Annotated in this window: 22 protein-coding genes and 1 pseudogene; 17 read left to right on the top strand and 6 right to left on the bottom strand. The window is 56.1% G+C overall.

Features of this window, described 5'->3' with window-relative positions; genetic code table 11:
* Positions 1–80: 80 nt before the first annotated feature.
* Positions 81–446: a hypothetical protein gene (locus J3P88_RS26480; protein WP_434572511.1), complete on the top strand. Its 366-nt coding sequence runs from the start codon at positions 81–83 to the stop codon at positions 444–446.
* A gap of 157 nt (positions 447–603) precedes the next feature.
* Here the strand turns inward: J3P88_RS26480 and J3P88_RS26475 are convergent, their stop codons facing one another.
* A complete protein-coding gene (locus J3P88_RS26475) occupies positions 604–1,041 on the bottom strand; it encodes a hypothetical protein (RefSeq protein WP_250965876.1) in 438 nt (145 codons plus the stop codon).
* A gap of 437 nt (positions 1,042–1,478) precedes the next feature.
* Here J3P88_RS26475 and J3P88_RS26470 point away from each other — a divergent pair, with 437 nt between their 5' ends.
* The 5 genes from J3P88_RS26470 (at position 1,479) to J3P88_RS26450 (ending at position 9,955) form a co-directional block, all read left to right on the top strand.
* A complete protein-coding gene (locus tag J3P88_RS26470) occupies positions 1,479–1,820 on the top strand; it encodes a DUF6124 family protein (protein ID WP_434572509.1) in 342 nt (113 codons plus the stop codon).
* 497 nt (positions 1,821–2,317) lie between these two features.
* Positions 2,318–7,744: a hemagglutinin repeat-containing protein gene (locus tag J3P88_RS26465; RefSeq protein ID WP_434576619.1), complete on the top strand. Its 5,427-nt coding sequence runs from the start codon at positions 2,318–2,320 to the stop codon at positions 7,742–7,744.
* Positions 7,734–8,195 carry an Imm6 family immunity protein gene (locus J3P88_RS26460; protein WP_434572507.1) on the top strand — a complete coding sequence of 154 codons (462 nt, stop codon included), beginning with the start codon at positions 7,734–7,736 and terminating at the stop codon, positions 8,193–8,195. The genes J3P88_RS26465 and J3P88_RS26460 overlap by 11 nt, the downstream gene beginning before the upstream one ends.
* A 182-nt stretch (positions 8,196–8,377) precedes the next feature.
* Complete coding sequence (locus J3P88_RS26455) at positions 8,378–8,953, top strand: hypothetical protein (RefSeq protein ID WP_434572505.1); 576 nt, start codon at positions 8,378–8,380, stop codon at positions 8,951–8,953.
* Between the two features lie 393 nt (positions 8,954–9,346).
* Entirely contained in the window at positions 9,347–9,955 is a 609-nt protein-coding gene (locus J3P88_RS26450; RefSeq protein WP_434572503.1) for a hypothetical protein, read from the top strand.
* Positions 9,956–10,278: 323 nt separating this feature from the next.
* Here J3P88_RS26450 and J3P88_RS26445 read toward each other — a convergent pair whose 3' ends face one another.
* From J3P88_RS26445 to J3P88_RS26435, 3 genes are all read right to left on the bottom strand, one after another.
* On the bottom strand, positions 10,279–10,914 hold the full coding sequence (locus tag J3P88_RS26445) for a hypothetical protein (RefSeq protein WP_434572501.1): 636 nt from the start codon (positions 10,912–10,914) through the stop codon (positions 10,279–10,281).
* Positions 10,915–11,121: 207 nt separating this feature from the next.
* On the bottom strand, positions 11,122–11,394 hold the full coding sequence (locus tag J3P88_RS26440; RefSeq protein WP_434572500.1) for a hypothetical protein: 273 nt from the start codon (positions 11,392–11,394) through the stop codon (positions 11,122–11,124).
* 670 nt (positions 11,395–12,064) lie between these two features.
* On the bottom strand, positions 12,065–12,811 hold the full coding sequence (locus J3P88_RS26435) for an NADPH-dependent F420 reductase (protein ID WP_434572498.1): 747 nt from the start codon (positions 12,809–12,811) through the stop codon (positions 12,065–12,067).
* 102 nt (positions 12,812–12,913) lie between these two features.
* On the opposite strand from J3P88_RS26435, the gene J3P88_RS26430 reads away from it, so the two are divergent.
* Entirely contained in the window at positions 12,914–13,267 is a 354-nt protein-coding gene (locus tag J3P88_RS26430) for a winged helix-turn-helix transcriptional regulator (RefSeq protein ID WP_202894655.1), read from the top strand.
* Between the two features lie 43 nt (positions 13,268–13,310).
* Here the strand turns inward: J3P88_RS26430 and J3P88_RS26425 are convergent, their stop codons facing one another.
* Positions 13,311–14,189: a LysR family transcriptional regulator gene (locus tag J3P88_RS26425; protein WP_186729541.1), complete on the bottom strand. Its 879-nt coding sequence runs from the start codon at positions 14,187–14,189 to the stop codon at positions 13,311–13,313.
* Between the two features lie 99 nt (positions 14,190–14,288).
* Here J3P88_RS26425 and J3P88_RS26420 point away from each other — a divergent pair, with 99 nt between their 5' ends.
* Positions 14,289–15,458 (top strand): mandelate racemase/muconate lactonizing enzyme family protein, encoded by a 1,170-nt coding sequence (locus J3P88_RS26420; RefSeq protein ID WP_250965881.1) that lies wholly within the window; start codon positions 14,289–14,291, stop codon positions 15,456–15,458.
* Positions 15,459–15,559: 101 nt separating this feature from the next.
* Positions 15,560–16,867 carry a C4-dicarboxylate transporter DctA gene (dctA, locus tag J3P88_RS26415; protein ID WP_186729539.1) on the top strand — a complete coding sequence of 436 codons (1,308 nt, stop codon included), beginning with the start codon at positions 15,560–15,562 and terminating at the stop codon, positions 16,865–16,867.
* A 319-nt stretch (positions 16,868–17,186) separates the two neighbouring features.
* Here dctA and J3P88_RS26410 read toward each other — a convergent pair whose 3' ends face one another.
* Complete coding sequence (locus J3P88_RS26410; protein ID WP_346343463.1) at positions 17,187–18,215, bottom strand: GlxA family transcriptional regulator; 1,029 nt, start codon at positions 18,213–18,215, stop codon at positions 17,187–17,189.
* 158 nt (positions 18,216–18,373) lie between these two features.
* Between J3P88_RS26410 and J3P88_RS26405 the strand changes: the two genes are divergently transcribed.
* The 8 genes and pseudogenes from J3P88_RS26405 to J3P88_RS26370 all read left to right on the top strand — a co-directional run bounded on the left by J3P88_RS26405 (position 18,374) and on the right by J3P88_RS26370 (position 23,684).
* Positions 18,374–19,243, top strand: a complete 870-nt coding sequence (locus J3P88_RS26405) for a substrate-binding periplasmic protein (RefSeq protein ID WP_434572494.1) — start codon at positions 18,374–18,376, stop codon at positions 19,241–19,243.
* Positions 19,244–19,322: 79 nt separating this feature from the next.
* Positions 19,323–20,111 carry an amino acid ABC transporter ATP-binding protein gene (locus J3P88_RS26400; RefSeq protein ID WP_225917693.1) on the top strand — a complete coding sequence of 263 codons (789 nt, stop codon included), beginning with the start codon at positions 19,323–19,325 and terminating at the stop codon, positions 20,109–20,111.
* The gene (locus J3P88_RS26395; protein WP_186705963.1) at positions 20,111–20,767 is read left to right on the top strand and encodes an amino acid ABC transporter permease; all 657 of its coding nucleotides are present in this window, start codon (positions 20,111–20,113) and stop codon (positions 20,765–20,767) included. Before J3P88_RS26400 ends, J3P88_RS26395 begins: the two co-directional genes overlap by 1 nt.
* Positions 20,764–21,447, top strand: a complete 684-nt coding sequence (locus J3P88_RS26390) for an amino acid ABC transporter permease (protein WP_186705964.1) — start codon at positions 20,764–20,766, stop codon at positions 21,445–21,447. Before J3P88_RS26395 ends, J3P88_RS26390 begins: the two co-directional genes overlap by 4 nt.
* A gap of 4 nt (positions 21,448–21,451) precedes the next feature.
* Positions 21,452–22,879, top strand: a complete 1,428-nt coding sequence (locus tag J3P88_RS26385; protein WP_434572491.1) for an amidase — start codon at positions 21,452–21,454, stop codon at positions 22,877–22,879.
* On the top strand, positions 22,879–23,004 hold the full coding sequence (locus J3P88_RS26380; RefSeq protein WP_346343462.1) for an NAD(P)-binding protein: 126 nt from the start codon (positions 22,879–22,881) through the stop codon (positions 23,002–23,004). Before J3P88_RS26385 ends, J3P88_RS26380 begins: the two co-directional genes overlap by 1 nt.
* Before the next feature lie 26 nt (positions 23,005–23,030).
* On the top strand, positions 23,031–23,399 hold the full coding sequence (locus tag J3P88_RS26375) for a RidA family protein (RefSeq protein ID WP_434572489.1): 369 nt from the start codon (positions 23,031–23,033) through the stop codon (positions 23,397–23,399).
* Between the two features lie 43 nt (positions 23,400–23,442).
* Positions 23,443–23,684: pseudogene (locus tag J3P88_RS26370) on the top strand (helix-turn-helix domain-containing protein).
* The last annotated feature ends 385 nt before the right edge of the window (positions 23,685–24,069 follow it).

The following is a 24,069-nucleotide window of genomic DNA, read 5'->3' as shown; positions in this document are numbered from 1 at the left end:
AAATTTATTAGCGCAAATATTGGATGGAAAGTCGCCCGGTATCGTGTTGAACATGATGCTGGAAGTCGTTCCGGATTTAGATGAATATGCCAGAAGGAAAATCCTGGGCCGAGGTCGCGACAATTCGGCAGTTCGACAAGCATTTGTCGATAGACAAGATCGATGACGATACGTCGCTATATTGGCTAGCCCGCCAAACCGAGTATCGACTCGGCGCAGGAAAGCATAAACTTTCCGTTAAGTACGCTATTGGAACTGGATACTCACGTCCAATTGAAATGACCGTGGATTTGGTCGGTGGCCGTACCTATGGGCTTTATGGCATTTCTTCGATGAAATGGTGGTATTACGAAGTTCGTGATGTCGAGACAGGTCTTTCGGCGAAAGTTATAGAGCCGGCCGTCACAACGACGCCTTCTGGATCAGCCGGGCAAGCGGTCCAATAGTTTTATCGTGGAAAGGGCGTTTGCTCTCTGTCGGTTGGCGATGAATAGCGAGGGTTGCTTCGCAGCCCAGCGGGAGCAAGCTCCCTCGCCACAGAAGCCGGATTGTTGATCGCTCGCCCATGGCGCAGTTTTATTTTGCTATCCCCTTCTTTTGTGGTTACAGCGGACACCACGGGTCTCCCCCATTCGCGCTTTCCAGGATCTTCGGAAAATTTCGTCCAAATCCCCAGCCTGAGGCCACGGCAGTCATGGTGGTTTTGCAAGCGGGGTTCTTTTCCGAGACGATCACGTTCATATAGAACTGGCTGCCGTAGATCGTTGGTGCCCATAGCACCATGTCGCTTCTGTCGGCATTGCTGTCGACTTTCAATTGGATGGTATTGACGAGTCTCCCACCCGTCGTGAGCTCGGTCACTTGTGGGTGAAAGCAGTGGTTCAGGTAGCCTTGCACCCGCTCTTCGACCACCGCCCGCTCTTGCGTCAGGCAGTACTCGGGGCTGGTTACGCCAGTGTTCAGCAGTTCGTCCTTGGTATACGGATGCAGTGAGCAGCCGCTCAATAGCAGAAAAACGATCCCTGTAAATTTCTTGTACAAAACTCATGCTCCATCAGAGGTTGTGGGCTGCCAAAACTGATTGCCGCAAGGGCGGCGGGCGGGACTATACGCAATTTGTGCCTTTATGGAATCGTTAAACAGACTTGTCGTAGGAATCGACGGAACGAATATTCCCCATTGACTTGCAGGACATTTCCTAGAAAATTCCAGTCCCTTGCGCTTGCTGATTTCGGTGCCTAGTCTTTGTCCACCGCTGCCATTCAGCGGTCGGGTTTAGCAGCTCGGAGTTACGTTAGGCGCATGGCAACTGCCTTCAGTGCGGGCATTTTTATTGCTCGAATTCTTATGGCGGCTGTGCGCAGGGCATCCTCGGGTGCGCCGGTTTCCTAACGTACCGGTCTGCTAACCTGCGCATGGCTGCCACCTACTCGTTTAGCAGCGAACGTGGCGGCTCCCACTTACGTTAGGAGCATTCCATGGACAAACTCATCCCAGACCCACCCGTTCCACCGCTGCACCTGGACATCGCGGCCGACGCCAACGCCGAACGTGTCATCGATTCCTATCTGAACCCCAAACCCGCACAGCCTGACAAGAGGCCACCGCCGGAGCAGTTGTTCTCCGTCGTGGAGGGCGTCGATGCTGAAAGCCTGTTGGCAAACCTCAGCGAAACCCTCGCCTCTGCCAATGCCATGGCTAGTGATCTGGCGTTCGACTTGGAGGATTCTCGACGGCATTTTGCATTAGGGCTGCAACAGTTGATCGAGCTGAGTCAGCTATTGGCAAACCGGGCACTGGATGTCATTGACCCTAGATAGGCGCTGGAAAACTAGCATGGGATAGGCCACGTTACGAAGGAGAAATGACAACGCTTCTTCGAGCCGTGGCCTGTTCCTGCGGGATTCCCATGTGGATCATGTACCCGATATTCATTGGGCGTTGGTCGAACACTCCAGCGGCCTGTCCCTGAGGAGCACTGACCGCCAACCTCATCAGCCTGAACAACATTGGCATCGAAACTGGCGAGACCGAAACCTCGCGCACCTTCATGTCCGAACGCACGCGCAGCCCAGGTGTCTGGCGCAATGCAGCCGCTAACTTCACCAAACAATACTGGATTCAAAGCCCCGCCTACGATCCCAACAAGCTGGGCGGCCTTGAAGCAGCGATGAGCCGTTTCATTGGCATGACCGAACGCGAGCTGAAGCAGTTCGGTACGCAAACAACCACCACCGACAGCCAAACCTATGCCGCGATTATTCAGGCCGGTGGCGCCATCGACATTCCAATCCAGGGCGACCTCAACAGCGGCGTCGTGCGTGGCGGCTACAACTACGTTGGCGCTGGCCCACGCACCGACACCCAGGCCGACAACGCCTTCTCGACCCGCATCAGCGTCAATCGGCAACTCCCGCCGAGCCTGACCCAGCAACAGGTCGATCCACTGGCCCTGCCGGGCTTTGACTTGCCCACCGGGCAGAACGGCCTGTTCCGCATGAGCGGCGACGGCTCCACCACGCCGACCCAGAGCACGGGCCTGACGCAAGTGCGTGGCCTGCCGGACCGTTCGTTCCAGGCCAACCCGCAAAAGTACCTGATCGAGACCAACCCGGCGCTGACCGACATGCGCCGCTTCATGAGCTCCGATTACCTGCTGACAAACCTGGGCTACGACCCGGACACCGCCGCCAAGCGTTTGGGCGACGGCTTCTACGAACAACGCCTGATCCAACAGGCGGTGATCGCCCGCACCGGCCAACGCTTTCTCGATGGCCAGAACTCCGACGACGGCATGTTCAAGTACCTGATGAACAACGCCATCGCTAGCAAGGACAGTCTCAACCTGTCCCTGGGCGTCAGCCTGACCGCCGAACAGGTTGCGGCCCTGACCCATGACATCGTCTGGATGGAAAACCGGACGGTGAATAATCAACAGGTGCTGGTGCCGGTGCTTTATCTGGCCCAGGCTAACCACCGTCTGGCGCCGAATGGTGCGCTGATTCAGGGCTCAGACGTCAGCCTGATTGCGGGTAAGAACCTGAACAATGCGGGCACCTTGCGTGCGTCCAGCAACCTGAGGGCGACGGCGGGCGACAGTCTGGTTAACAGCGGGTTGATGGAAGCGGGTGGTCGGCTGGATGCGTTGGCGAGTAATAACCTGACTAACAGGGCGGGTGGGGTTATTGCTGGGCGGGATGTCAGTGTTGTTGCCGTGGCTGGTGATTTGACCAATGAGCGAACCATTACTCGGCATGCCAGCAGCACTGGCTACAAGACTGAGCAACGCGAATTTGCTGACAACGCGGCGCGGATTGAGGCGAGTAATGACCTGAGCGCGGGCGCTGGGCGGGATATCGCCAATGTTGGTGGTGTGCTCAAGAGTGGTAACGACACTACATTGCGCGCAGCCCGAAATATGAACATCACCGCCGCCGAGCAGGTGGACAGCCATACGCAGGGCAGCAAACATCGAGACCAGACCATTACCCAGAATGGTTCTAGCGTTACGGTTGGGCGGGATCTTCAGGCCGTTGCGGGCGGTGACCTCAACGTGATCGCCAGCCAGGTCGAAGCCAAGCGGAACTTGGCCATCGTCGCTACCAAGAACTTGACCTTGGGGCCAGCGGCGAATGAACAGCATTCGTATGGCCAGAGCAAGAAGGTCAAGAGCATCGAGGATCATGTCCAGCAGGTGTCCACCGCGCTCAAGGCGGGCGGGGATGCGACGCTGAGCGCGGGGCAGGATCTCACGCTGGTAGCGAGTACGGTCAATGCGGGGAATGAGGCGTACCTGGTGGCGGGTAACAACCTCGCCCTGAAGGCTGCTGCGGATCAGGACTACAGCTTCTACAGCAAGACCAAGAAGTCTTCTTCCGGGAAGAAATTCCGGCTGGATGAAACGGACAGCACTACCCAGGTGGGCAGCCTGGTCAGTTCTGGCGGCAACAGCACACTGGTGGCGGGAGAAAACCTGCTATTGGCAGGCAGCGCCGTGACTTCCGAGAAAGGCGCGACGAAATTGGTCGCAAGCAAGGACGTACAGATTCTTGCCGTGACCGACGCCGACAGCGCCCGCCATGAGCGTAAGGAAAGCAAAAGCAGTTGGGGTGGGTTCAAGTCGAGCAAAGTCCAGGACAAGGTCGATGAGAAGCGCACGACTGCCGTGGGCAGCATGGTCTCAGGCGAGACGGTCACCGTCGCGGGCGGCCGAGATGTGAAAGTGACGGGCTCGTCCCTGGTCAGTACCGGTGATCTGGCAGTCCAGGCCGGGCGCGACCTGACCATCGATGCGGCGAAAAATACCTTCTCGCGCACCGATATGCACAAGGAAAAGAATCGCGACCTGACAGGTGTATTGACTGGTAACAAGCTGGGCCTGGATGACATGACGGGCAATCAGCATCTGTTTATCAACAGCCAGAAGCACAACGGTACGGCTGCAGAAACCACGCTTACCGGCAGCACAGTTGGCTCCAGTGCCGGCAATGTAACGCTCACGGCTGGGCGCGAGTTGAGTGTTGTGGCCAGTGATCTGGTCAGTACCAAGGACATGGCACTTACCGGTTCCAACGTGACCATCACCGCGGGTGATGAAACCGCGCGGCAAACCACTGAGGACAGCTCTAAAAGCTTGGCAGTGGGTAGGGTCATCGGTGGTGCGATCGTCGATACCGCAAGGACTATTCGCGACGCGTCCAAAGCTGCGAAGAATGCCGATGACCCTCGACTCAAGGCAGTAAAAATCGCACAGGCTGCGCTTGCGTTTTACAACCTGGGTGGCCAAGCCTCGGATGCCAACGGGCAGAGCTCCGGGTTCAAAAACAAGCAAGGCGGCACCCCCAGCAATGGCTCACTGATCAAGATCGGTACCGAGCTGGCCAATACGCGCAGCAAAAGCAGCAGCGAGTACAACAGCCTGACGGCGAAGCAAAGCACCCTTAATGCCGGTCAAGAGCTATCGATTGTTGCCACGGGGGACGCGGCGGGAACCCTGGGTGATATCCAGATAACCGGCAGCAGCCTGAAGGCTGAAAACACCTTGTTGCTGGCTAAAAATGATCTGCTGCTGAAAAGTGCACAGGACACCGTTGATCGCAAAAACGACGGGTCGAGCAACAAAACGGCCATTGGTGCCAGCTTCAACATTGGGGAGCAGAACGGCTTCACCCTCGATCTGGGGGCCCAAGGTGCGAAAAACATGGGTAACGGCAAGTCCGTCACTCAGGTCAATACCACGTTGGAAACTGGATCGCTGTTGTTGCAAAGCGGTCGCGACACAACCCTCGAAGGCGCCCAGGTCCGGGCGGACACCATCAAAGCGTCGATTGGCGGCAACCTGAATATTGTTTCTCGTCAGGACACCGAATCGTCGAAAAGCAAGCAAAGCAGTGGGGGGATCGGAGCGAGCATCTGCGTTCCGCCGTTCTGCTACGGCTCCATGGTCGCGGGTTCGGCGAATATTGCCGCCGCCAACATGAACAGTGACTACAAGGCCGTGACCGAGCAGAGCGGATTGTTCGCTGGTGCCGGTGGCTACGACATCCATGTGGGTAAAACCACGACCCTGCAGGGCGCTGTGATTGCCAGTGAGGCGCTCGCGGATAAAAACCGCCTCAGCACGGATCGCTTGCTCGTCAGCGATATCAAGAACAGCAGCAATATCGAGAGCCAATCGGCGGGAATTTCCATCTCGGGCAGCAATGTTGGCGGCTCCTCATTCGGCGGCAGCATCCCAGTAGCCCTTAAGGACAAAGATCACAGCTACACCCGCAGTGCTGTCAGCGAAGGCACGATCGTTGTTCGTAACCCCGAGGGCGCGACTGACCTGGTGGGGCTGAACCGCGATACCGCCAACGCCAATCAGAAGCTGGACAAGCCCGATGAAGAGGCCATGCAGGAGCGTATCGACCTGATTCAAAGCTCGGCGCAACTGGCCAGCGGTGTTATCAGCACGGTCGCTAAGGCTAAGGCGGATGAGGCCAAGAGGCTTGGGCAGGAGGCAAAGGCACAATCAGACGCGGGGATGTCTGGCGCCGCCGATACAGCACGTGCAGCTGATGCGGCTTATGCAGAAGCCAAGCGCTGGCAGTTTGGCGGCGATAAAAAAATGATGGCCGATATCGCCTCTGGATTAATCGCCGCAGGCCTTGGTGGCGCTCCGGCCGGTACAACGGTAGGCATCGTTGCCAATACGGCTTCTAGCGATATCTTCAAGAGAATTGGTGATTACGCGGAGGCGCAAGCCAAAAACCCGAAATCCGACGCTGCGACTAGATCGGCTTGGGCAGAAGGTGGGGCTGCACGGGTGATGCTACATGCGCTGGCAGGTGCGGCGATTGGGTTATCTAGTGGCAGCGTGCAGAGCGGTGCGTTGGGGGCGGGAGCGTCGGCTGCATTAATGCCGGCAATTGGGGACGCGTTGCGAAGCAGCGGGATGTCGGAGATTGATCAGGAAACTATCGGTTCTTTGATTGCGACTGGGATAGGGGCTGGCGCCGGCTCAGGGAAAGGAGTGAGCGGTTCTTCGGTTGCCGCTGGGACTAGTTACGGCGTGGAAGTTTTTAACCGACAATTACACTTGACCCAAGAAGTCCCGATTCTGAAGAGGAAAGCGGAAGAGTTGGAGAAAACCCGCGGTAAGCCGAAATCGGATGCGCTGTGGGAAGACTTGCTACGTATGGCTGCTGGATCGAATGTCGATGCAGTCGAGAAAGCCCGTTTGGATGGGCTGCAAGAAAAGTGGGGTAACGACCCAACGCGCGATTGGCTCGATAGGGATCTGGCAATCGCAAAAGATGTTATTCAAGAGTTGGCAGACCAAAAAATTCCATTAACGTGGAAAGATGGCACGCCTATTATTGCCAATGGTTCTGTTGTTTATGCCTTTGGCTCGACCAAGGAGCAGTTTGAAGACACCAGCTTGTTTAATGGTACTGGGTCAGGCCTTTATGGCGAGTTGCGCTTGTCAGACAAGTGGAGTCAGTATGGCCGTGAGCAAGCAGATAATCACGCAACAGAAATTATTAATATCTCTACCAACGACGTCGCTTCGAAAGATGCAATGTCGAGATTGTTAGTTTTAGCAAGAAAATCTGCGGAGCCAGATACAACTGTTGACGATGTCCTTTTGTCCTTGACGGGGGTGCGTGCTGGTAAAGCTATCTCAGAGATAGCTGCGAAATTACTGGCAAAAAGGCAGGCGGCGAAGGACGCCGGAAAGTTTTTTGAAATTGCTACTGTTGATGATCTGGCTATAGTGAGAACCAAATATAATTTACCTGAGGGAGATACGATTGGGGTCGCTAGAACAGATATTCCCGGTTTTGAGTCGGAGGTTATTGAAGGTCTCTCACCTGTACTCCGTCGAAACGCCGGTTTACCAAGTCTTGATGACTTGTATGGTAAAGAAAGGTTGATCAAGTCTCCATATAACAACCCTCTCTTCACCCGGCATGCGGAAGAGGACTTGTTTAACAATGTGGCTAATAAAATAGAAAGGCAAGGTCTAACATCTGCTCAGTTAAATGGTCGAGTTGTGGACGTAAAAATTTCTAATGCGAGTGGTATTTGCAATAAATGTAGCGCCGGGTTGGTAGGTAATACTGATTTGAATGGCGTTGTCAAACAGTTCAGCGAGCGCTATCCTACGTTGCTTTTGAGGGTGACCGCAGAAGGTGGGTCAGCAATGCCAAATCGTCTAACTGTATTGGTTAAGGGGGGGCGAGTAGTCAATGGACAATAAAGAGGCTATCGATCTTATTGGTGGAATGATGTGGACCAAGAAGGCCGCAGTTTTTCTTCTGGTACTTGATCATGCTTTAAGTAATTTGGAGTCGGCGGTTGTAACGCATAGTAAATGTAAAGAGGCAGTTGAGCTGTGCTGGGTGTGGCTGTCTGATCACAGTGTCAGTGCTGATAGATTGGCGTATTTTCTGGACTCAGATGAAATGCAAAATGGCCCCTTGGCAGAGCATAATTTCAAATCCGAAAGTTTAGAACAAGATAGTTTGATCCTAATAATGTTGGTTGTCGGTTTTTTTGCCCATCAAGCTTATAAGGTTTCAGGGCAGCAGAAGAAAATGTCCGCTTCAGTATGCGAAGCGGACGAGGGCGCGGCAGAGTATATTGTTGATTATATTTATAAGGTGGGTTTAATTAATATATTGAGCGTTTATTTGTCCGCCAATGGTTAGAGAACGGGTATGGCGACAGGCTGGAGGAGTACTTTGAAATGTAGAAGGGACTAGTTTGTTTTTGCCAAGATCATAAATAAATCTGTCCTTTGTCCATTTTTTTTGTCCCGTTTTTGCCATTCTGCTGTCGTCGAAAGTACTTCGAAGGTCTGTGGTCATTCAAATTTTGCAGGGAAGTAATCATGAAAAAAACCACCTTTTTAGTTCTAGCCATGACCCTGGCAGGCTGTCACTCAAACGTCAGGGATTCCTCGCCAAGCCTGCTCAAGGATGGTGTGCAGTTGCAACAACCCAAGGTTGTCGCTGACGCGGAACACGCCAAGATCATCATGAAGGCGACAGGATTCACCCACCCGGTGCAATTCTCCGTGCGGCGCAGTTCCGATGCGGACCAACGTGCCGAGGTCTTGGGAACCGTGGTCGATTCCGGTCGTGGCAAGGTATTCGGCTGGATCGCCAAAGTGAACGAGGTTGCCAACAGCGCCACCGTAAAACGCTTCCCCCAGCTAGAGGTGCAGGCTGATCCCGGGCAGGCGATTGAAGTGATCGGTGAATCACGGGTCTACGACTCGAACTACTACCGCTATGCCGAAAAAATAGTTTATGCATGCGGCCCTATGAGCTCCACCTTCAAGCCCGAGAAGCAAAAGGTTTACCTGGTGGAGTTCGTGATCATTGGGGCAGGTTGTGAGCAGCATGTTTACGATGTCACTCAGCCACAGGAGCGTATTCCTGTAGCGAGCGTCCAGGGGCACTGAGTCCGACGAAGAATTAGAGGGACAGGCCTTCGGGACGCGGTCGCGAGTTGAGGGAAAAACACTGATGGTCACTGAAAAGTCCGAGCGCCCTTTGATGGAGTCTGGTCATCAAAAAACAAAAAAGAAACAAAAAAGGGGACAGATTTATTTTGTGAAACGCAGAGGGGCAGATTTGTTGGTTTTGCTCGATTTATAAATAAATCTGTCCCCTTTTTACAGTCCCCTTTTTATTAAAGCCGATGCCGAATGTACCTAGGGACCCTAATGCTCCTAAAATTGTCGATCCGGGTAAAGGCGAACCGAGTATCTCACTAGAATTACCTAAGGTATGGGATCGCCTGATTGAGCAAAACTCTTCGAAAGCGCGGGTGTTAACAAGTAAGGAGTTTGTTGATGAATTTGGTAAATGATTTTGACAGCCTGCTTGAAAATATTTTCGAAGGAAGGAAGGACTTGGCTGTGTTTGTAGTTGGCGGTAGGTACTACTACCTCGCAGACGATAAAGAAAATTTTTGCATTGATGTAAGGCCTGAGTATCGAGAGTATGTTGAGCGCGGTGTTATGGATGGTGATCTTTATGATGCTGCCATTTCTGCTTTTAGAGGTGGCGTCCCGGTCCTAGATATTAATACATTTCAACGTTACCTAAATAATGACGGGGTTGAAGTTTACTCTTCTGCTTGGATGGGTGATTTTTTTAAGTATGGTCACTCCGTTGCCTATTTTGCTGAGTTCTATAGACATATAGAAGACGTTTTGTCTGGTAGCGCAGAAGCTCGTCTGGACGAGTGGGATAAGCTAAGGATGAGGCTGCCTCGATTCTACATGAATCTTGATGACAGGACATTTCAACATGTTGATTGGGATCGGTCGCATGAGTCTTATGTCCCTTCAGATTGGAATGCAAAAGCGTCTAGTGAGTTCGGAGAATTGATTCCGAGCGAGGAAAAATATTGGATAGTGGATGGAATGGATTTTTGGCGTTTGCAATCTCAGGGGTAATTTTGAGGTGGTGAAAGTTACTGGAATAGTGGAAAAAAAAGCAAAAAGGGGACTGCGAAAAGGGGACAGATTTGAATGGCACTTACTTAACCTTCTTCGAGTGTCCATTCTTCCTGACCTCAGCCCTTGCTGATCGACGTGTTTTCATCAGCATGGGGTAAGGCTTGGGTCTTCGTTTTATGGCGCGCGGCTCAATCCTGCCAGGACGCTTTCCGACAGAGCGGAAAAGGGGACAGCGGAAAAGGGGACGGATTTAATTAAAGGGCGATGGTGGCGTTCAACGCGACGACGCAGAGGGCAAATATCATCTCAGTGATCTCCCATCAGTGACCATGGCGCGACTTCCATGACATGAACTCTGATGGCCGTAACCCATAGCGCGCGAGCACCCCTTCGTGCAGGCGACGGAGTTCTTCGACGATCAGTGCTTGCACTACTTCCGGCTGTTCTCTTTCTGAAACATATTCCGCTACCGAGCGTTGAATACAGAACAACGGGTCAAGCTCTGGGTGAGTGACGATTTCCCGAATGGTCTTCTTGATGAGGTCTCGCCATGCCAGGCGTAAAGGGTCCGGTTCCGCAAGGTCTTGCTTGATTGCCAGATATTCCAGTGTTGAGCGTTCGTAGGCCCAGATGTACAGGTCGCGAAGCAGCTCTACCCGGGTCATTTCGTACACACCCAATGTGGCTCGGCTGTAGGCCTGCTCCGGTACATCCAGAAAGGTCAGCGGGCAAAGATTGGCACGGAACAAGGGGAGATTCGCTGCCAGTCGGGAGGTGCGTTTATTGATGTCGGTAAAAGGCTGAAAATAGGGCAGGGTGTGGGTCTCAGCCGGGTGTCCTATTGCGAAATAACGCCGTGCCCTGCCTTCTCCCTGTGCAGTGATTTGGCTGCTTTCGGCCAGGTTTGCAAGGATGCGCTGCGCCGTTCGCCGGGAAATTTCAGGGTGCCAGGCCAAGAGCTCTGAGAGGCGCCCACTCCTGGATGCCAGGATACTGTTATATGTCGGTGGTCGAAGGCATGAGTGTGTTGGCGCTGTTTGAGAAGATTTTGGCGCGATTGTGGCGCAGTTCTTGACGAACTGCGCCACAGCTCATCGGAGTAGATAGATGTAGTCGCTCCCGACGGTGGGGGCTACGTTATGGCCATAGGCGCCCGTCATCACTTACTCCGCCGCCTGCGCCCGCAATCGTCTGCCAATCACACCCATCACATCACACCCGTCGCGCAACGCGATCGTTAGCATTTTGCAAAAATCGGAAAGCACCAGCGTGTCGGAACTGATCTCCGAACGGAACGCGATGTTTTCCAGCAGTTGGGTCACGGTGCGGATGCGGTAGTCAGCGGTTTCGAAGAGGACATCAAGCGGGGCTTCGGTGTCGATCAGCAGGGTAGCGGGGGTGCAGTCGATGCCGGTGATGGGCATGTATCGATTCATTGGTAGGACCTCATTCAGTTGAAAGGAGCTACCTCGTTGTCGGGTCGCCAAACCCGAGTCGCCATTGAGGCGACAAGGAACTATAGGCCGTCCCGCTCAAGCGTCACAAGACACCGCTTTCCGAGCTTGATGTAGGAGCTTTGGCCTTATAGCGACTGAATTTCCCTACATTTGGTTTACAGATATCAACGAATTTGAGCCAGCCGTCCATTCGACGCATCGTCACGGCTAGAGAGAGAACTGTGGCGAGGGAGTCCCCGCCGCGTCGCCGACGCTGCGCTGTCGCGCAGGGAACAAGGCTCTGTGGCGAGGGGATTTATCCCCGCTGGGGCGCGAAGCGGCCCCAACCCAGGCAACTCGGTGTGCCAGTAAGATCAAGGTCGTTGCTCTTGGGGCTGCTGCGCAGCCCAGCGGGGATAAATCCCCTCGCCACACGGGAGTACCGGTCCACCTGAGTCACATAGCAGCTTGTTGAAAGTATTTTAAAAACATGGAGTTGTAATTTGTTCCATGAGAGCTTGCTCCCGCTCGGTTGCACAGCGACCGCAAAATCTTGGAGCCGCTTCGCCCGAAGCGTCGGACTGGCCCAGCGGGAGCAAGCTCCCTCGCCACGGTTTGTGTGTTTGCCCGTGGTATCCACGTAACTGACAGGCATTAGCCTCGGACTGCGTCAATCCAGTGCGTTGAAGGAGCGGTTCATCGCGACAATATCGGCATGGCTAGGGTTGGGCCCGAGCCGCTCGAAGTGTTTAGGAAACTCTTCTCGTTTCGCAGCGGCTTGCCCTTTGGACGCGGCCAATAGTGCGTCGCGCAGAGTCTCGGCGTCGTAGTCACAGCAATAGCCTGGCGTACAAGGTTGTTGTCTCCAGGACTCTTCCAGGGAACCTCCGTCGACCGGATCAAAGCCCGCTTGGTTGACCAGGGACATCACCGTTTCCTTGGCCTTGGGATCGTCGCCGGCCACTGCTGCGGCCAAGCGACCTGGCGTGCCTTGGGCACTGCCCAACTCCGCCAAGGTATAGGCCAGAATATTGTTGAAGGCCTTGATGACAGGTCGCCCAATCTGCTTAGAAACCCAAACGCTTTCCGTCATCCCTTGATCAATTTCAGAAATGTTGGGGTCACGTAGGCCAGGGTAGTAGTTACTCGTGTCCACCACCGGGACGCTGTCTGGTACAGCGGCAAACAGATCAGCAGGCAGTGCGCTCAACGCCGGTAGCGGTATGGATAGCACGATCACATCCGCGCCATCGACTGCGCCGCGAATGTCCACCGGTTTGGCTCCAATCTCTTCGGCGAATGCGCGAACGCCGTTGATGCCTCGAGAGTTCGCAACACGTATGTCGTGACCGGCTGCCTTGAATTTGCGAGCGAGGGTGCCTCCGATGTTACCGGTTCCGATGATGCCGATTTTCATGGCTAAGCCTCCTGAGTCATTTGTCTTGCACCGATTCTAGGAGGCTGGTGTGATAATGGTAAGTACCTACCAAAAGGTGTGTAACTCACCATCGAGGAAGAAATGGAACGGGAATGGGATTGCGGCGATCCGCAAAATCGTCGGAAATGGGCCGAGGCAACAACCGAAACGCTTCGCGTACTGGAAGGGAAGTGGAAGATCATTATCTTGTGCCAGCTTTTCGCGGCGAAGGGCGCGCTGCGTTTTTCGGATCTGGAGAAGCTGATAGAAGGGATCAACCAGAAGATGCTGATCCAACAGCTAAAACAGTTGGAAAAGGACGGCATTGTGCAGCGGACCGTGTACCCACAAGTGCCACCTAAAGTGGAGTACAAGCTCACGCCCATGGGGCATGCACTCGGGCCGTCGATCCAGGCGTTGATCGAATGGGCAGAGATGAGGCGCGATCACACCTGACATGACTGTCGAGGCGCAATGGCCCGACGCTTGCGAAGCAACTTCAGCAATCCTTTAACTTCGCCCAAAACTCCTCCGCCGATTGGCTAATGGCACCCGTTGGGCGAGTGAGGTGAATGTCCAACGGGATATCCCAGCTTTCATCGAGCGCCCGCACAAGACGTCCGTCGGCGACTTCCTGTTCGGTCAGGCTTCTTGGCAGCCAGGCCACCCCTTTGTTTTCCAGCGCCATGGACATGAGCACCGCTGCGAGGTGGCTGCTGAACAGCGGCTTGAGGTGCAGGAATTCTTCCTTGCCCTGAAGTCGATGAGCGACGATGCGTCCCAGACCGGACTCCTGGGTGTACGCCAAGTAGGGCAGCGATGCGGGCGCATTGCCAAAGTTCGCAGAAGCGCTCGCCAGCGGAACGAGCACATCCTCGCCCACTTTTTTGCCGATGAACTGATCGGGGGCCAACAGCGGTGGAACATCGGGATGACGATGGCAAAGCAGGAACTGCACGTGGCCTTGAATCAGCATTTGCTCACAGGCCGCCATGCTATCGGAATGCAGTCGTACCGCCTCGATGGGGGCGCCGTTTTCCGTGCTCCGCAGCCATCTTGGGAAAAACGTGAACGACAGCGAATGGGTGGCCGCGAATTGCAGCGTCTTGATCGCCATGCCCGCCACTTCCTGGGCTTCGCTGCGCATTCGGTACAAGCGCCTGGCCGTCTCTTGGGCGCTTGGCAAAATCTGCTTCCCCGCCTCGGTCAGCGTGGCGCCTTGTGGCGTGCGAACGAACAGTTCGACACCCATCCAGTTCTCCAATGCGCGGACTCTGCGACTGAAAGCCGGTTGGGTCACGTGGCGTGCTTCAGCGGCACGTACAAAGCTGCCGTACTCTGCCAGCGCTGAAAAATCTTCTAGCCAAACGAGTTCCAAGGGCAATGCCTCCTGTGCATGGGGCGCGGCATTATTAGCATTGGGCGGGTGTCATCGCAAAGCATAACGTGAGGTCACCCACAACAAGAGGACCCCGTCATGCGTATCGTCGACATCCGTGAAAAAACCGTTTCCATTGCCTCGCCAATTGCCAACGCCTACATCGATTTTTCCAAAATGACCTGCTCGGTCGTCGCTGTCGTCACGGATGTGATTCGCGAGGGTAAACCTGTCATCGGCTACGGTTTCAACTCCAACGGTCGTTATGGCCAAGGCGCTTTGATGCGTGACCGCTTCCTGGCGCGCATCACCGAAGCCGACCCCGAGTCGCTGATCGATAAAGAGCACAATAACCTCGATCCGTTCGCCATCTGGAAAACCTTGATGACCAACGAAAAACCCGGTGGCCATGGTGAACGTTCGGTGGCCGTGGGCACCATCGACATGGCTGTCTGGGACGCCGTCGCCAAGATCGAAGGCAAGCCGTTGTATCGCCTGTTGGCTGACCGTTACCGCAGCGGCGTGGCTGACGACAAGGTCTGGGTCTACGCCGCTGGTGGTTATTACTACCCAGGCAAGGACGACGCCAAGCTTCAGGACGAAATGCGCAGCTATCTGGATCGCGGCTACGACGTGGTCAAGATGAAGATCGGCGCGGCGCCTCTGGCTGACGATATTCGTCGCATCGAATCGGTACTCAAGGTGGTCGGTGACGGGCGTCGCCTGGCAGTGGATGCCAACGGTCGCTTTGACCAAGACACGGCCATTGCTTATGCAGAGGCTTTGAAACCCTACAACCTGTTCTGGTACGAAGAAGCCGGCGACCCTCTCGACTACGCCTTGCAGGCTGAGTTGGCCAAGCACTACGACCTGCCGATGGCTACCGGCGAAAACCTGTTTTCCCATCAAGACGCCCGCAACCTGCTGCGCCATGGCGGCATGCGTTCCGATCGTGACTACGTCCAGTTCGACTGCGCGCTGTCCTACGGTCTGGTCGAGTACATGCGCACGCTGGAAGTGATGGAAGACATGGGCTGGTCTTCGCGTCGTGTCGTTCCCCACGGGGGCCATCAGATGTCCCTGAATATCGCCGCGGGCCTGCACCTGGGTGGTAACGAATCCTACCCGGATGTGTTCCAGCCGTTTGGCGGTTTTGCTGACGGGATTCGCGTCGAAAACAGCTATGTGGCGCTGCCGGATATTCCAGGCGTCGGCTTCGAAGCCAAGTCTGCCTTGTACGCCGTCATGCGCGAACTGGGCGAGGGCTGATAGCCCGAACGGCGGCCTCTTCGCCTGAGGCCGCCGTTATCAGGCGTCACCCACTGACGCCACACCACACGCCCATCACAACAATAAAATGAGGTGCTCCCGTGGAAATCTCCAAGTCCCGCTGGTATAGCCAGCTGTATGTGCAGGTCCTGATCGGCATCGTGGTCGGCGCCGCAATTGGTCACTTCGAACCGCAGTTCGGCGCCAAGCTTCAACCCTTTGCCGATGGTTTTATCCGCCTGATCAAAATGCTGTTGGCCCCGATTATTTTTGGCACCGTGGTGGTCGGTATTGCCAAGATGGGCAACATCAAAGAGGTTGGAAGAATTGGCGTAAAATCGCTGATCTATTTCGAGATTCTTTCAACCATCGCGCTGGTGATCGGCCTTGTCGTGGTCAACATCGCCAAGCCCGGCGTGGGGATGAACATCCATGTCGAGACACTCGATGGCAGTGCTATCGCCAAGTACAGCCAGGCCGCTTCTGCCCAGGGCGGCACAATTGATTTCTTCATGAACATCATCCCGCCAACCTTTGTCGGTGCGTTCTCCAACGGCGTCATGCTGCAAGTCATTCTGCTTTCTGTCTTGATGGGGGTGGCCCTGGTTCAAATGGGTGAGACCAGCAAACCGCTGATCAATACCATCGATCTGTTTCTGCAAGGGCTGTTCAAGATTGTGGCCATGGTCATGCGGCTGGCTCCAATTGGCGCTGGCGCGGGCATGGCGTTCACGATCGGCAAGTATGGCATCGGTACGCTACTGTCCCTCGGCCAACTGCTGGTAGCGCTCTACGTCACCACCCTGGTGTTCATTGTGGTCGTGCTGGGCACCGTTGCTCGATGGTCGGGCATGCCCTTGTTGCAGTTTCTCCGTTACTTCAAGGACGAAATTCTGATTACCCTCGGGACTTGCTCGACCGAGGCTGTGCTGCCGCGGATGATGGTCAAGCTGGAGAAGCTGGGCTGCAAAAAGTCAGTGGTAGGAATGGTGCTGCCGACTGGCTACACCTTCAATGCCGATGGCACCTGTATCTATCTGACCATGGCCGCGATCTTCATCGCCCAGGCCACCAACACACCGCTGACGTTTATGGATCAGATGATTCTGTTGGGCGTCTTCCTGCTGACTTCGAAAGGTTCGGCGGGTGTGGCGGGGGCCGGGTTCGTCACCCTTGCGGCAACGCTGACCACCATCCACTCCATTCCGCTGGTCGGCCTGGTCCTGCTCCTGGGTATTGACCGGTTCCTGAACGAAGCGCGGGCGGTGACCAACCTGATCGGCAATGGCATCGGCACCCTCGCCATCGCCAAGTGGGACAATTCTTTCGATGTGGATGCTTGTGAGCGGGAAATCGCGGCCATGAAAAATGAAAAGGCGGCGCGTAGGGCGTTGGCCGCGCAGAAATAATCAGCATCGCTTGCCTGGTCGTGCTGAAGCTTTGATTGCCTGGATTTCAGGCACAAAAAAGACATCCTTGGACTAATGCCAGTCAGTTAAGCGAAATAAAGCCGGGCAGTAACCCCGTGGCGAGGGAGCTTGCTCCCGCTGGGTCGCGAAGCGGCCCTGTTTTGGGGGCCGCTACGCAGCCCAGCGGGAGCAAGCTCCCTCGCCACGGGTTGTGTTCGCCCGTGGTATTCCACTTAACTGACTGGCATTACTTAAGTCTGAAATCCGGTAACTGTCCGATCGAGCCTGAGCTCTATGGATGACGTTGTTAGTTGCCGCGTCATTTCCCATCTTGCTGCATCAGGGCCTTGCGTAACTTCCCGGGTGACATGCCAAACATGCTCTGAAAGTGCCGAATAAAATGTGGCGCATCGGCGAAGCCACATTCAAAGGCAATCTCGCTAATCTGGCGGTCGGAACTCACCAGCAACCATCTGCCGAACCTGAGTCGGACCTGTCGGTAGAACTGGGCCGGGCTGTTGTTGGTTTCAGCGACAAACAGGCGTTCCAATTGCCGTTTACTGGTGCCGACCAGATGCGCAATGGCCTCGATATCCAGGGGTTGGGCCATGTGTTTCTCCATCAACATCACGGCTTCGTGCAGCCGACGATTGGATGAACTGGCGTACCCGAGGGCCTTGCGTCGGTCGACGAAACTGCTGGACGTGTTCTTTGCCACCGTCATCTGATGCACAACCTTGCCCGCACGATCCGGTCCGCAGTGCAGGCCAATCAGGTGAAGCGCCAGTTCGATGACTGACACACCGCCCGCGCAGGTGATCCGGTCCCGGTCGATCAGAAAATCTCTGTTGATGACAAAACGCAACGAGGGAAACAGTCGCTTCCAGTCGTCGCCATGATAGGCGTGGACACACGCCGTTCGCCCCTCCATCAGGCCATGTCGCGCGAGCACGAAACTGCCGGTGCACAGGCCGATCAACGGCACCTGTGCCGCCGCGGCCTGGTGGAGGAACGCGGGATAGGTTTTCGGCACTGCCTCGATGGAGTCGAGCAATCCACCAATCACCACGATGTAGTCGAAACGCTTCGGATCAGCGAGTTCACTGTCGATCGGTACGTCCAGTCCGCTACTGGAAATGACTCTTTGCCCGGGGGTGCCCAGTACTTTCCATTGGCAGCGTATGGGGCGGCTTTGATCTCCTGTATCGGCGGCGTGCCGCAACGCATCGGTCAGCCCTGACAGTGACAGCAAAGGGAAGCGTGGCCACAACATGATGCCAATAGACAGCTCGGCGGTGCCGCGGCGCATGGGTGGATGACGCGCCTGTCCATGATCGAGCTCGTCCACGAGGCTTTCCTGGGGTGCCACGGGCTCTGTGCCGCCAGAATGTCGCAAATGTTCAATCATTCGTGCAAAGCGTCCAACCAGTTATACCGCCGGGCCCACTACGATGGACCGATGCGAAACGTTCTGCTGCCACAATAAAAACTATCGAGGAGCATCCGATGAAGACGTCCAAAGTCCAGCGTTTTTCCGCTATCTGTGCCGGTTTTCTGGTGTCCGTGCTGGCCACGGCACCGGTGTTCGCATTGGAGACAGTAGAGCCGGGAAGCCTGACCATCGCCTTCAGTGGTGATATGCCAGGAACAGGGTATCAAGATAGTCGGATGGTCGGCTATGACGGTGAAATCCTTCAACAAATATCCGAAAAGCTGGGCCTTAAGGTCAAACCGGCATTAATGGAATGGTCAGGGACGATTGCCTCGGTGCAGTCCAAGCGAGTGGATGTCATGGCAGGCACCATGGGCTGGACCGAGCAACGCTCGAAAATCATGGCCTTGAGTGATCCTATCCACTATTTCAAGAACGGTATCACCCAGACAGACAAGACCAACTGGAACAGCCTCAAGGATTTGCAAGGCAAGAAAGTCGGCACCATCACCGGTTTTTCGTTCATCCCCGAGATGCGCAAGATCGATGGCCTGCAAGTCGCCCTGTACGACACGTCTGATGCGGCCGTTCGCGATCTGCTCGCCGGACGGATCGATGCGGTGATCGGCGATCCACCGGTCATGCAATACGCCATTTCCCGCAATGAGCAATGGCACCTGCGTTTCAACGCCTTTGTCGACAACGATCCGAATTTCCCATTGCTGACTGGCTTGGGCCAGGTGGTGTTCGGCTTCAACAAGGCCAGTCCGGAACTGGTGACGGCGGTCAACGCGCAGATTCAGACGCTCTGGAAAAACTGTGAGATGCGCAAGGTCGGCGCTCGCTACGGCCTGACCCAGGATGTCTGGTTCATGCCCGAAGGCAAGGACCTGCGCCTGGGCGTCGATCGCCCAGCGGACTGGACGCTACCTGGCTGCAAATAAGTGTGTGCGGCGATGGGGCGGATTCATGCCGATGCGCCGGACTCATCGCCATGCCTATAACAAAAAGAGGTTAGCCAAGATGTCGAGCCCGTCTGACACCGCGTTGCTGCGCGTGCACGAATTACACAAGAACTATGGCGATCTGGAAGTGCTCAAGGGCATCAGCCTGGAGTTGAAGCCCGGTGAGACCCTGTCATTGATTGGCCCAAGCGGTTCTGGAAAGTCCACCTGCCTGCGTTGCATCAATTACCTGGAAAAACCCACCAGCGGCGAGATCTGGCTGGGGGATGAGCTGATCGGGCAGGTCAAGGACGGTAAGCGTTTGCGCCTGATGAGTGATCGGGAGATGGCGCCGCAGCGCCGCGAGATCGCCATGGTGTTCCAGTTGTTCTATCTCTGGCCGCACTTGAACGTGCGCGATAACGTCGCGCTCGGTCCCATCAAGGCCCAAGGCATGCCGCGCAAGCAGGCGTACGAATTGGCCGACGCGATGTTGGAAAAAGTCCATCTGCGGCACAAGGCCGAGGCTTATCCCGAGCAGTTGTCGGGTGGTCAGCAACAGCGGGTCGCCATCGCCCGGGCTTTGGCCCAGCAACCGAAAGTGATTCTGTTCGACGAACCGACCTCGGCGTTGGATCCCGAATTGGTCGGCGAAGTGTTGGCCGTGATTCGCGAGCTGGCGGAAGAGGGCCGCAGCATGATCATGGTCACCCACGAAGTGAGGTTTGCTCGCGATGTGGCGGATCGGGTGATCTTCATGGACGGCGGGCGCATTGTCGAACAGGGGCCGTCGGCGCAAGTCATCGACAACCCTCGTCACGAACGCACCCGCAGTTTTCTGGGGCGCATGGCTGTGGAGAGCGCCTGATGGTGAATCTGCAAGCTTTCCTCGGACTGTTGCCCTTGCTGTTGAAAGGCGCAATGAACGCGTTGCAAATCGCCCTCTGCACCTTGGTGCTGGCCAGTGCGGGCGGTTTGATACTGGCGGTTTTACTGACGTTCAGCCGATCGCGACTGGTGCACGGCGCCATTGCCTGTTTCATCGAATGGATGCGCAACGTGCCTGCGCTGGCGCACCTGTTCCTGATCTACTTCGGGCTGTCCTATCTGGGAATCAACTTGCCCGCGTGGTTGGCGGCCATCGTCGGTTTGAGCCTGGTAGGCAGCGCAGTGCTGGCTGATACTTTCCGAGCCGGCTTGCAATCGCTGCACGTCGGCCAGCATGAAGCCGGACAGGCCGTTGGCTTGCACCGTCTGCAAATTCTGCGCTACATCCTCTTGCCCCAGGCCCTGCGCGTTGCGTTGCCGGCTTACGCCAACTATGTCACGCAACTGATCAAGGACACGTCCATCGCCTCGGCCATTGCCGTGCCGGAAATCATGTTCCTTGCCCGCAATCTTGTGACCTCCACGTTCCAGACCTCGCTGATTTATCTCGCGGTGATGTGCATTTATGCGGCGATGATCCTGCCAATTGGCGTGGGCTTCATCCGACTTGAACGTCATTTGAGGGCGGCGCGATGATCAGTTTTTTCCAACAATACCCGGAATACTGGAGCGATTGGTTCGCGCGCCTGCTACTCGGCGCGCGAGTCAGCGCCGAGCTGTCCCTGACAGGCTTCGCCCTGGCGGCGGTGTTGGGCGCGTTACTGGCCTGGGCGATGAAGAGCCCCAGCGTATTGCTCAAGCGTCTGGCGGTGTTCTTCATCCAGGGGATGCGTGCGGTGCCGCTCCTGGCGTTGCTGCTGGCGCTGTACTTCACCTTGCCCAGCCTCGGGCTGACGCTGTCTGGTTACTGGGCCGGCGCCATCGGTTTGGGTTTGCAGGGCTCGGCCTACGTCGCGGAAATCCTGCGCGGTGGACTGGACTCCTTGCATCGCGGCCAACGTGAGTCGGCCATCGCCACCGGCCTGACGCCGTTGCAAGCCTTTACCTCGGTGATCTTTCCGCAAGCCATTCGCGGCATGTTGCCGCCGTTGCTCAATGCCTACGTGTCGATTCTGAAGGACAGCTCCCTGTGCGCCCTGATCGCCACCGATGAGTTGATGCTGGCGGCCCGGGCCATCGCGTCCGAATCCTTTTTGCCGATGCATATTTTCCTGCTGGTGGGGTTGTTCTATTTCGTCATCGCTTTCCCTCTTTCTCTGTTATCGCGAGTGCTGGAAGTACGATTTTCTCGCGGACGCAAAACCATTCGAGGCTGAACACATGAACATCAAGGATCGAACCGCTTCCCACAGCATCGGCCAGTTGCGGCAAGCGCTGGCCTCCGGAGCGCTCACAAGCGAGTCCCTGGTTGGCGCGCAACTGGAGCGGATCGAGCGTTTCAACGGTCAACTCAATGCTTATGTCGAGGCCTATCCCCAGCGCGCGCTCGGTGCCGCCATCGCGGCCGATCGGCAACGGGCTGCCGGTGTCAACCTGGGGCCATTGCATGGCATTCCGGTTGCGATCAAGGATCTGTTCGAAATCGACGGCAAGGCCATCACCGGTGGTTCGCTGGCACAGCAGCCGCGTATCTCGCGGCTCACCGCCACGGCAGTCCAGCGACTGGAGCGCGCCGGGGCGATCATCATGGGCAAGACTCACACCGTAGAGTTTGCTTTCGGGGGGTGGGGCACCAATGCCGTGATGGGCACGCCGTGGAACCCATGGGACTGCGACGTGCATCGTGCTCCAGGCGGGTCCAGCAGTGGTTCAGCGGTGGCCGTGGCCGGCGGATTGGCAAGCGCGGCATTGGGCACCGACACGGGCGGCTCGGTGCGAATCCCGGCGGGTATGTGTGGTCTGGTGGGGTTGAAAACCACGCGTGGGTTGGTGAGCCGTCACGGTTTGATTGAGTTGTGTCCATCGCTGGATTCGGTGGGGCCGATTACGCACACCGTCGAAGACGCCGCGTGGATGCTTGACGCGCTGCTGGGGCCGGACCCGCTGGATTCGGTCTCGGCCAAGTCGCCAGTCTTCAGTACCGCGGCAGGCTTGAATCTTCCGGTGGCCGGTCTGCGCATCTGGGTGCTGCCACAGGCCGAACGCGTACACATCGCGCCTGGCGTATTGGCAGCGTATGACCAGGGGCTTGAGCAATTGGCCGCACTGGGCATGCATTTGGTCGAACAGCCGCTACCGACTTCGCTGGAGCAGTGCATGCGCGTTGCCGGTGGCCTCATGAGTGCCGAAGGCTACGCCAGCCTTGGCAGTTTGTTTGAGCGCGATGATCTGCGCTTCGATCCTCATGTGCAGCGTCGGGTGCTGAGCGGACGCGCCATCGACGCGGCGGCTTATATCGATTTGCACAACCAGCGACGTGTTGCCCGCCAAGCCATGGACGAAGCCATGTCCAATGTCGATGCCTGTGCGTTTCCGACCAACGCCATTGGCAGCGTGCCGCTGAATCAGGTCGATGAGTACGGTACGCCGCTGGCCTTGCTCGGCCGTTTCGCCAACCTGCTCAATCTCTGTTCAGTGGCGCTGCCGGTGGGCTTCGACGAGCAACGTATGCCGGTCTCGATGCAGATCGTCGGGCGTGCTTTCGCCGAACCCTTGGTCCTGCGGATCGCCCATGCCTACCAGCAAGTCAGTGATTGGCACCAGCGGCGACCTGTGGGGTGGGACCTGTCGGACAGAGTGGTGGCGTGATGGAAATCTGTGTCGTCGGAGCTGATATCGTTGGCTTGAGCAGTGCCTGGTTTTTACACAAGGCCGGTCGTAACGTCACCGTTGCAAGCGCTGGCCGATCCCGCTCTGCTAGCGCAGCGCCTTAACTTTCTCAATTCACGGAGTAAACCCGATGGCAACGATTCAACGTTTTCAGAGCAACGCGCGGATGTCCGGTGTGGTCAGTCACGGCGATCTGCTTTACCTCTCCGGCCAGGTGCCCACGGATCTACACGTTGGCATCGAAGAGCAGACGCGGCAGGTGCTGGCCAAGATCGACGCCTTGTTGTCACTGGCGGGCAGCGACAAGGGCCAGCTTTTGAGCGCACAGATCTGGCTCAAGGACATTGATCGTGATTTCGCGCCGATGAATGCAGTGTGGGACGCCTGGCTGCCAGCGGATAGCGCTCCGGCACGGGCCACTGTTCAGGCGCGCCTGGCGCGGCCTGAGGTGCTGGTGGAGATTATGGTTATAGCGGTGAAATCTGCTTCTGGTGTTTGAGAAGGTTCAGGCGTTCATCGCCTGATTGGCTTCGGTACGCCAAATGAAAGCTGGCAAGGCGGCACGCAAAACCGAGGTGACGCTTTCGGCTGCCGCTGAGGCCAGGGCTAAAGTCGGTGTATCTCAAAGTGCATTTGCAGAGCTGCTGGGAGTCAGCCTGCGTACGTTGCAGGATTGGGAGCAGGGTCGTCGGCGACCTGTCGGTGCGGCACAGACTCTTCACAGACTCTTCTGCGGGGCGCGAGCCAGCACCCTGAGGCGTTGCGAGACCTTCAAGACGTCTGACGTTTAATTACGTCGAGCCGTGAATTCCAGGCACAAAAAAAGACGTCCGTGGACGTCTTTAGATGATGAAGTGGTGGGCCGGGGTAATTTGAACTGATTCGGCAACATACTGATTTTTATTGATTATTTCCGGTTAAACTTTTTATTGGAATACCTTTTGGAATACCATTCGCGAATCTTCTTAAATTCCTGCCTTTACGTCGACCAAAGCTCAATTCCACAGCTGTACTTCGGATTTCGCCTTTGAGCGGAACCAACGGCTACTGATAGCGATTGCTGGCGCTTGGTTCATTCCTTCACTCGCTCTGGCGAGTCGGCGCGTGCCTTATTGCTGTCGCGTACGGCAAATGCGCTCGTGCTCCAACTCCTCAACCCAATCCTCGCC

The organism is Pseudomonas sp. Z3-6, assembly GCF_051131985.1.
Lineage (GTDB): Bacteria > Pseudomonadota > Gammaproteobacteria > Pseudomonadales > Pseudomonadaceae > Aquipseudomonas > Aquipseudomonas zanjanensis.
This window is presented reverse-complemented; position numbering and strand designations above follow the sequence as displayed.

What these genes read in the sequence shown, in the direction of transcription:
- J3P88_RS26435 (WP_434572498.1), bottom strand. Translation starts at nt 12,811, where the DNA reads ATGAAAATCGGCATCATCGGAACCGGTAACATCGGAGGCACCCTCGCT.
- J3P88_RS26420 (WP_250965881.1), top strand. Translation starts at nt 14,289, where the DNA reads ATGCGTATCGTCGACATCCGTGAAAAAACCGTTTCCATTGCCTCGCCA.
- J3P88_RS26470 (WP_434572509.1), top strand. Translation starts at nt 1,479, where the DNA reads ATGGACAAACTCATCCCAGACCCACCCGTTCCACCGCTGCACCTGGAC.
- J3P88_RS26390 (WP_186705964.1), top strand. Translation starts at nt 20,764, where the DNA reads ATGATCAGTTTTTTCCAACAATACCCGGAATACTGGAGCGATTGGTTC.
- J3P88_RS26460 (WP_434572507.1), top strand. Translation starts at nt 7,734, where the DNA reads ATGGACAATAAAGAGGCTATCGATCTTATTGGTGGAATGATGTGGACC.
- J3P88_RS26395 (WP_186705963.1), top strand. Translation starts at nt 20,111, where the DNA reads ATGGTGAATCTGCAAGCTTTCCTCGGACTGTTGCCCTTGCTGTTGAAA.
- J3P88_RS26385 (WP_434572491.1), top strand. Translation starts at nt 21,452, where the DNA reads ATGAACATCAAGGATCGAACCGCTTCCCACAGCATCGGCCAGTTGCGG.
- J3P88_RS26450 (WP_434572503.1), top strand. Translation starts at nt 9,347, where the DNA reads ATGAATTTGGTAAATGATTTTGACAGCCTGCTTGAAAATATTTTCGAA.
- J3P88_RS26440 (WP_434572500.1), bottom strand. Translation starts at nt 11,394, where the DNA reads ATGAATCGATACATGCCCATCACCGGCATCGACTGCACCCCCGCTACC.
- J3P88_RS26380 (WP_346343462.1), top strand. Translation starts at nt 22,879, where the DNA reads ATGGAAATCTGTGTCGTCGGAGCTGATATCGTTGGCTTGAGCAGTGCC.
- J3P88_RS26400 (WP_225917693.1), top strand. Translation starts at nt 19,323, where the DNA reads ATGTCGAGCCCGTCTGACACCGCGTTGCTGCGCGTGCACGAATTACAC.
- J3P88_RS26480 (WP_434572511.1), top strand. Translation starts at nt 81, where the DNA reads ATGAATATGCCAGAAGGAAAATCCTGGGCCGAGGTCGCGACAATTCGG.
- J3P88_RS26405 (WP_434572494.1), top strand. Translation starts at nt 18,374, where the DNA reads ATGAAGACGTCCAAAGTCCAGCGTTTTTCCGCTATCTGTGCCGGTTTT.
- J3P88_RS26455 (WP_434572505.1), top strand. Translation starts at nt 8,378, where the DNA reads ATGAAAAAAACCACCTTTTTAGTTCTAGCCATGACCCTGGCAGGCTGT.
- J3P88_RS26375 (WP_434572489.1), top strand. Translation starts at nt 23,031, where the DNA reads ATGGCAACGATTCAACGTTTTCAGAGCAACGCGCGGATGTCCGGTGTG.
- J3P88_RS26430 (WP_202894655.1), top strand. Translation starts at nt 12,914, where the DNA reads ATGGAACGGGAATGGGATTGCGGCGATCCGCAAAATCGTCGGAAATGG.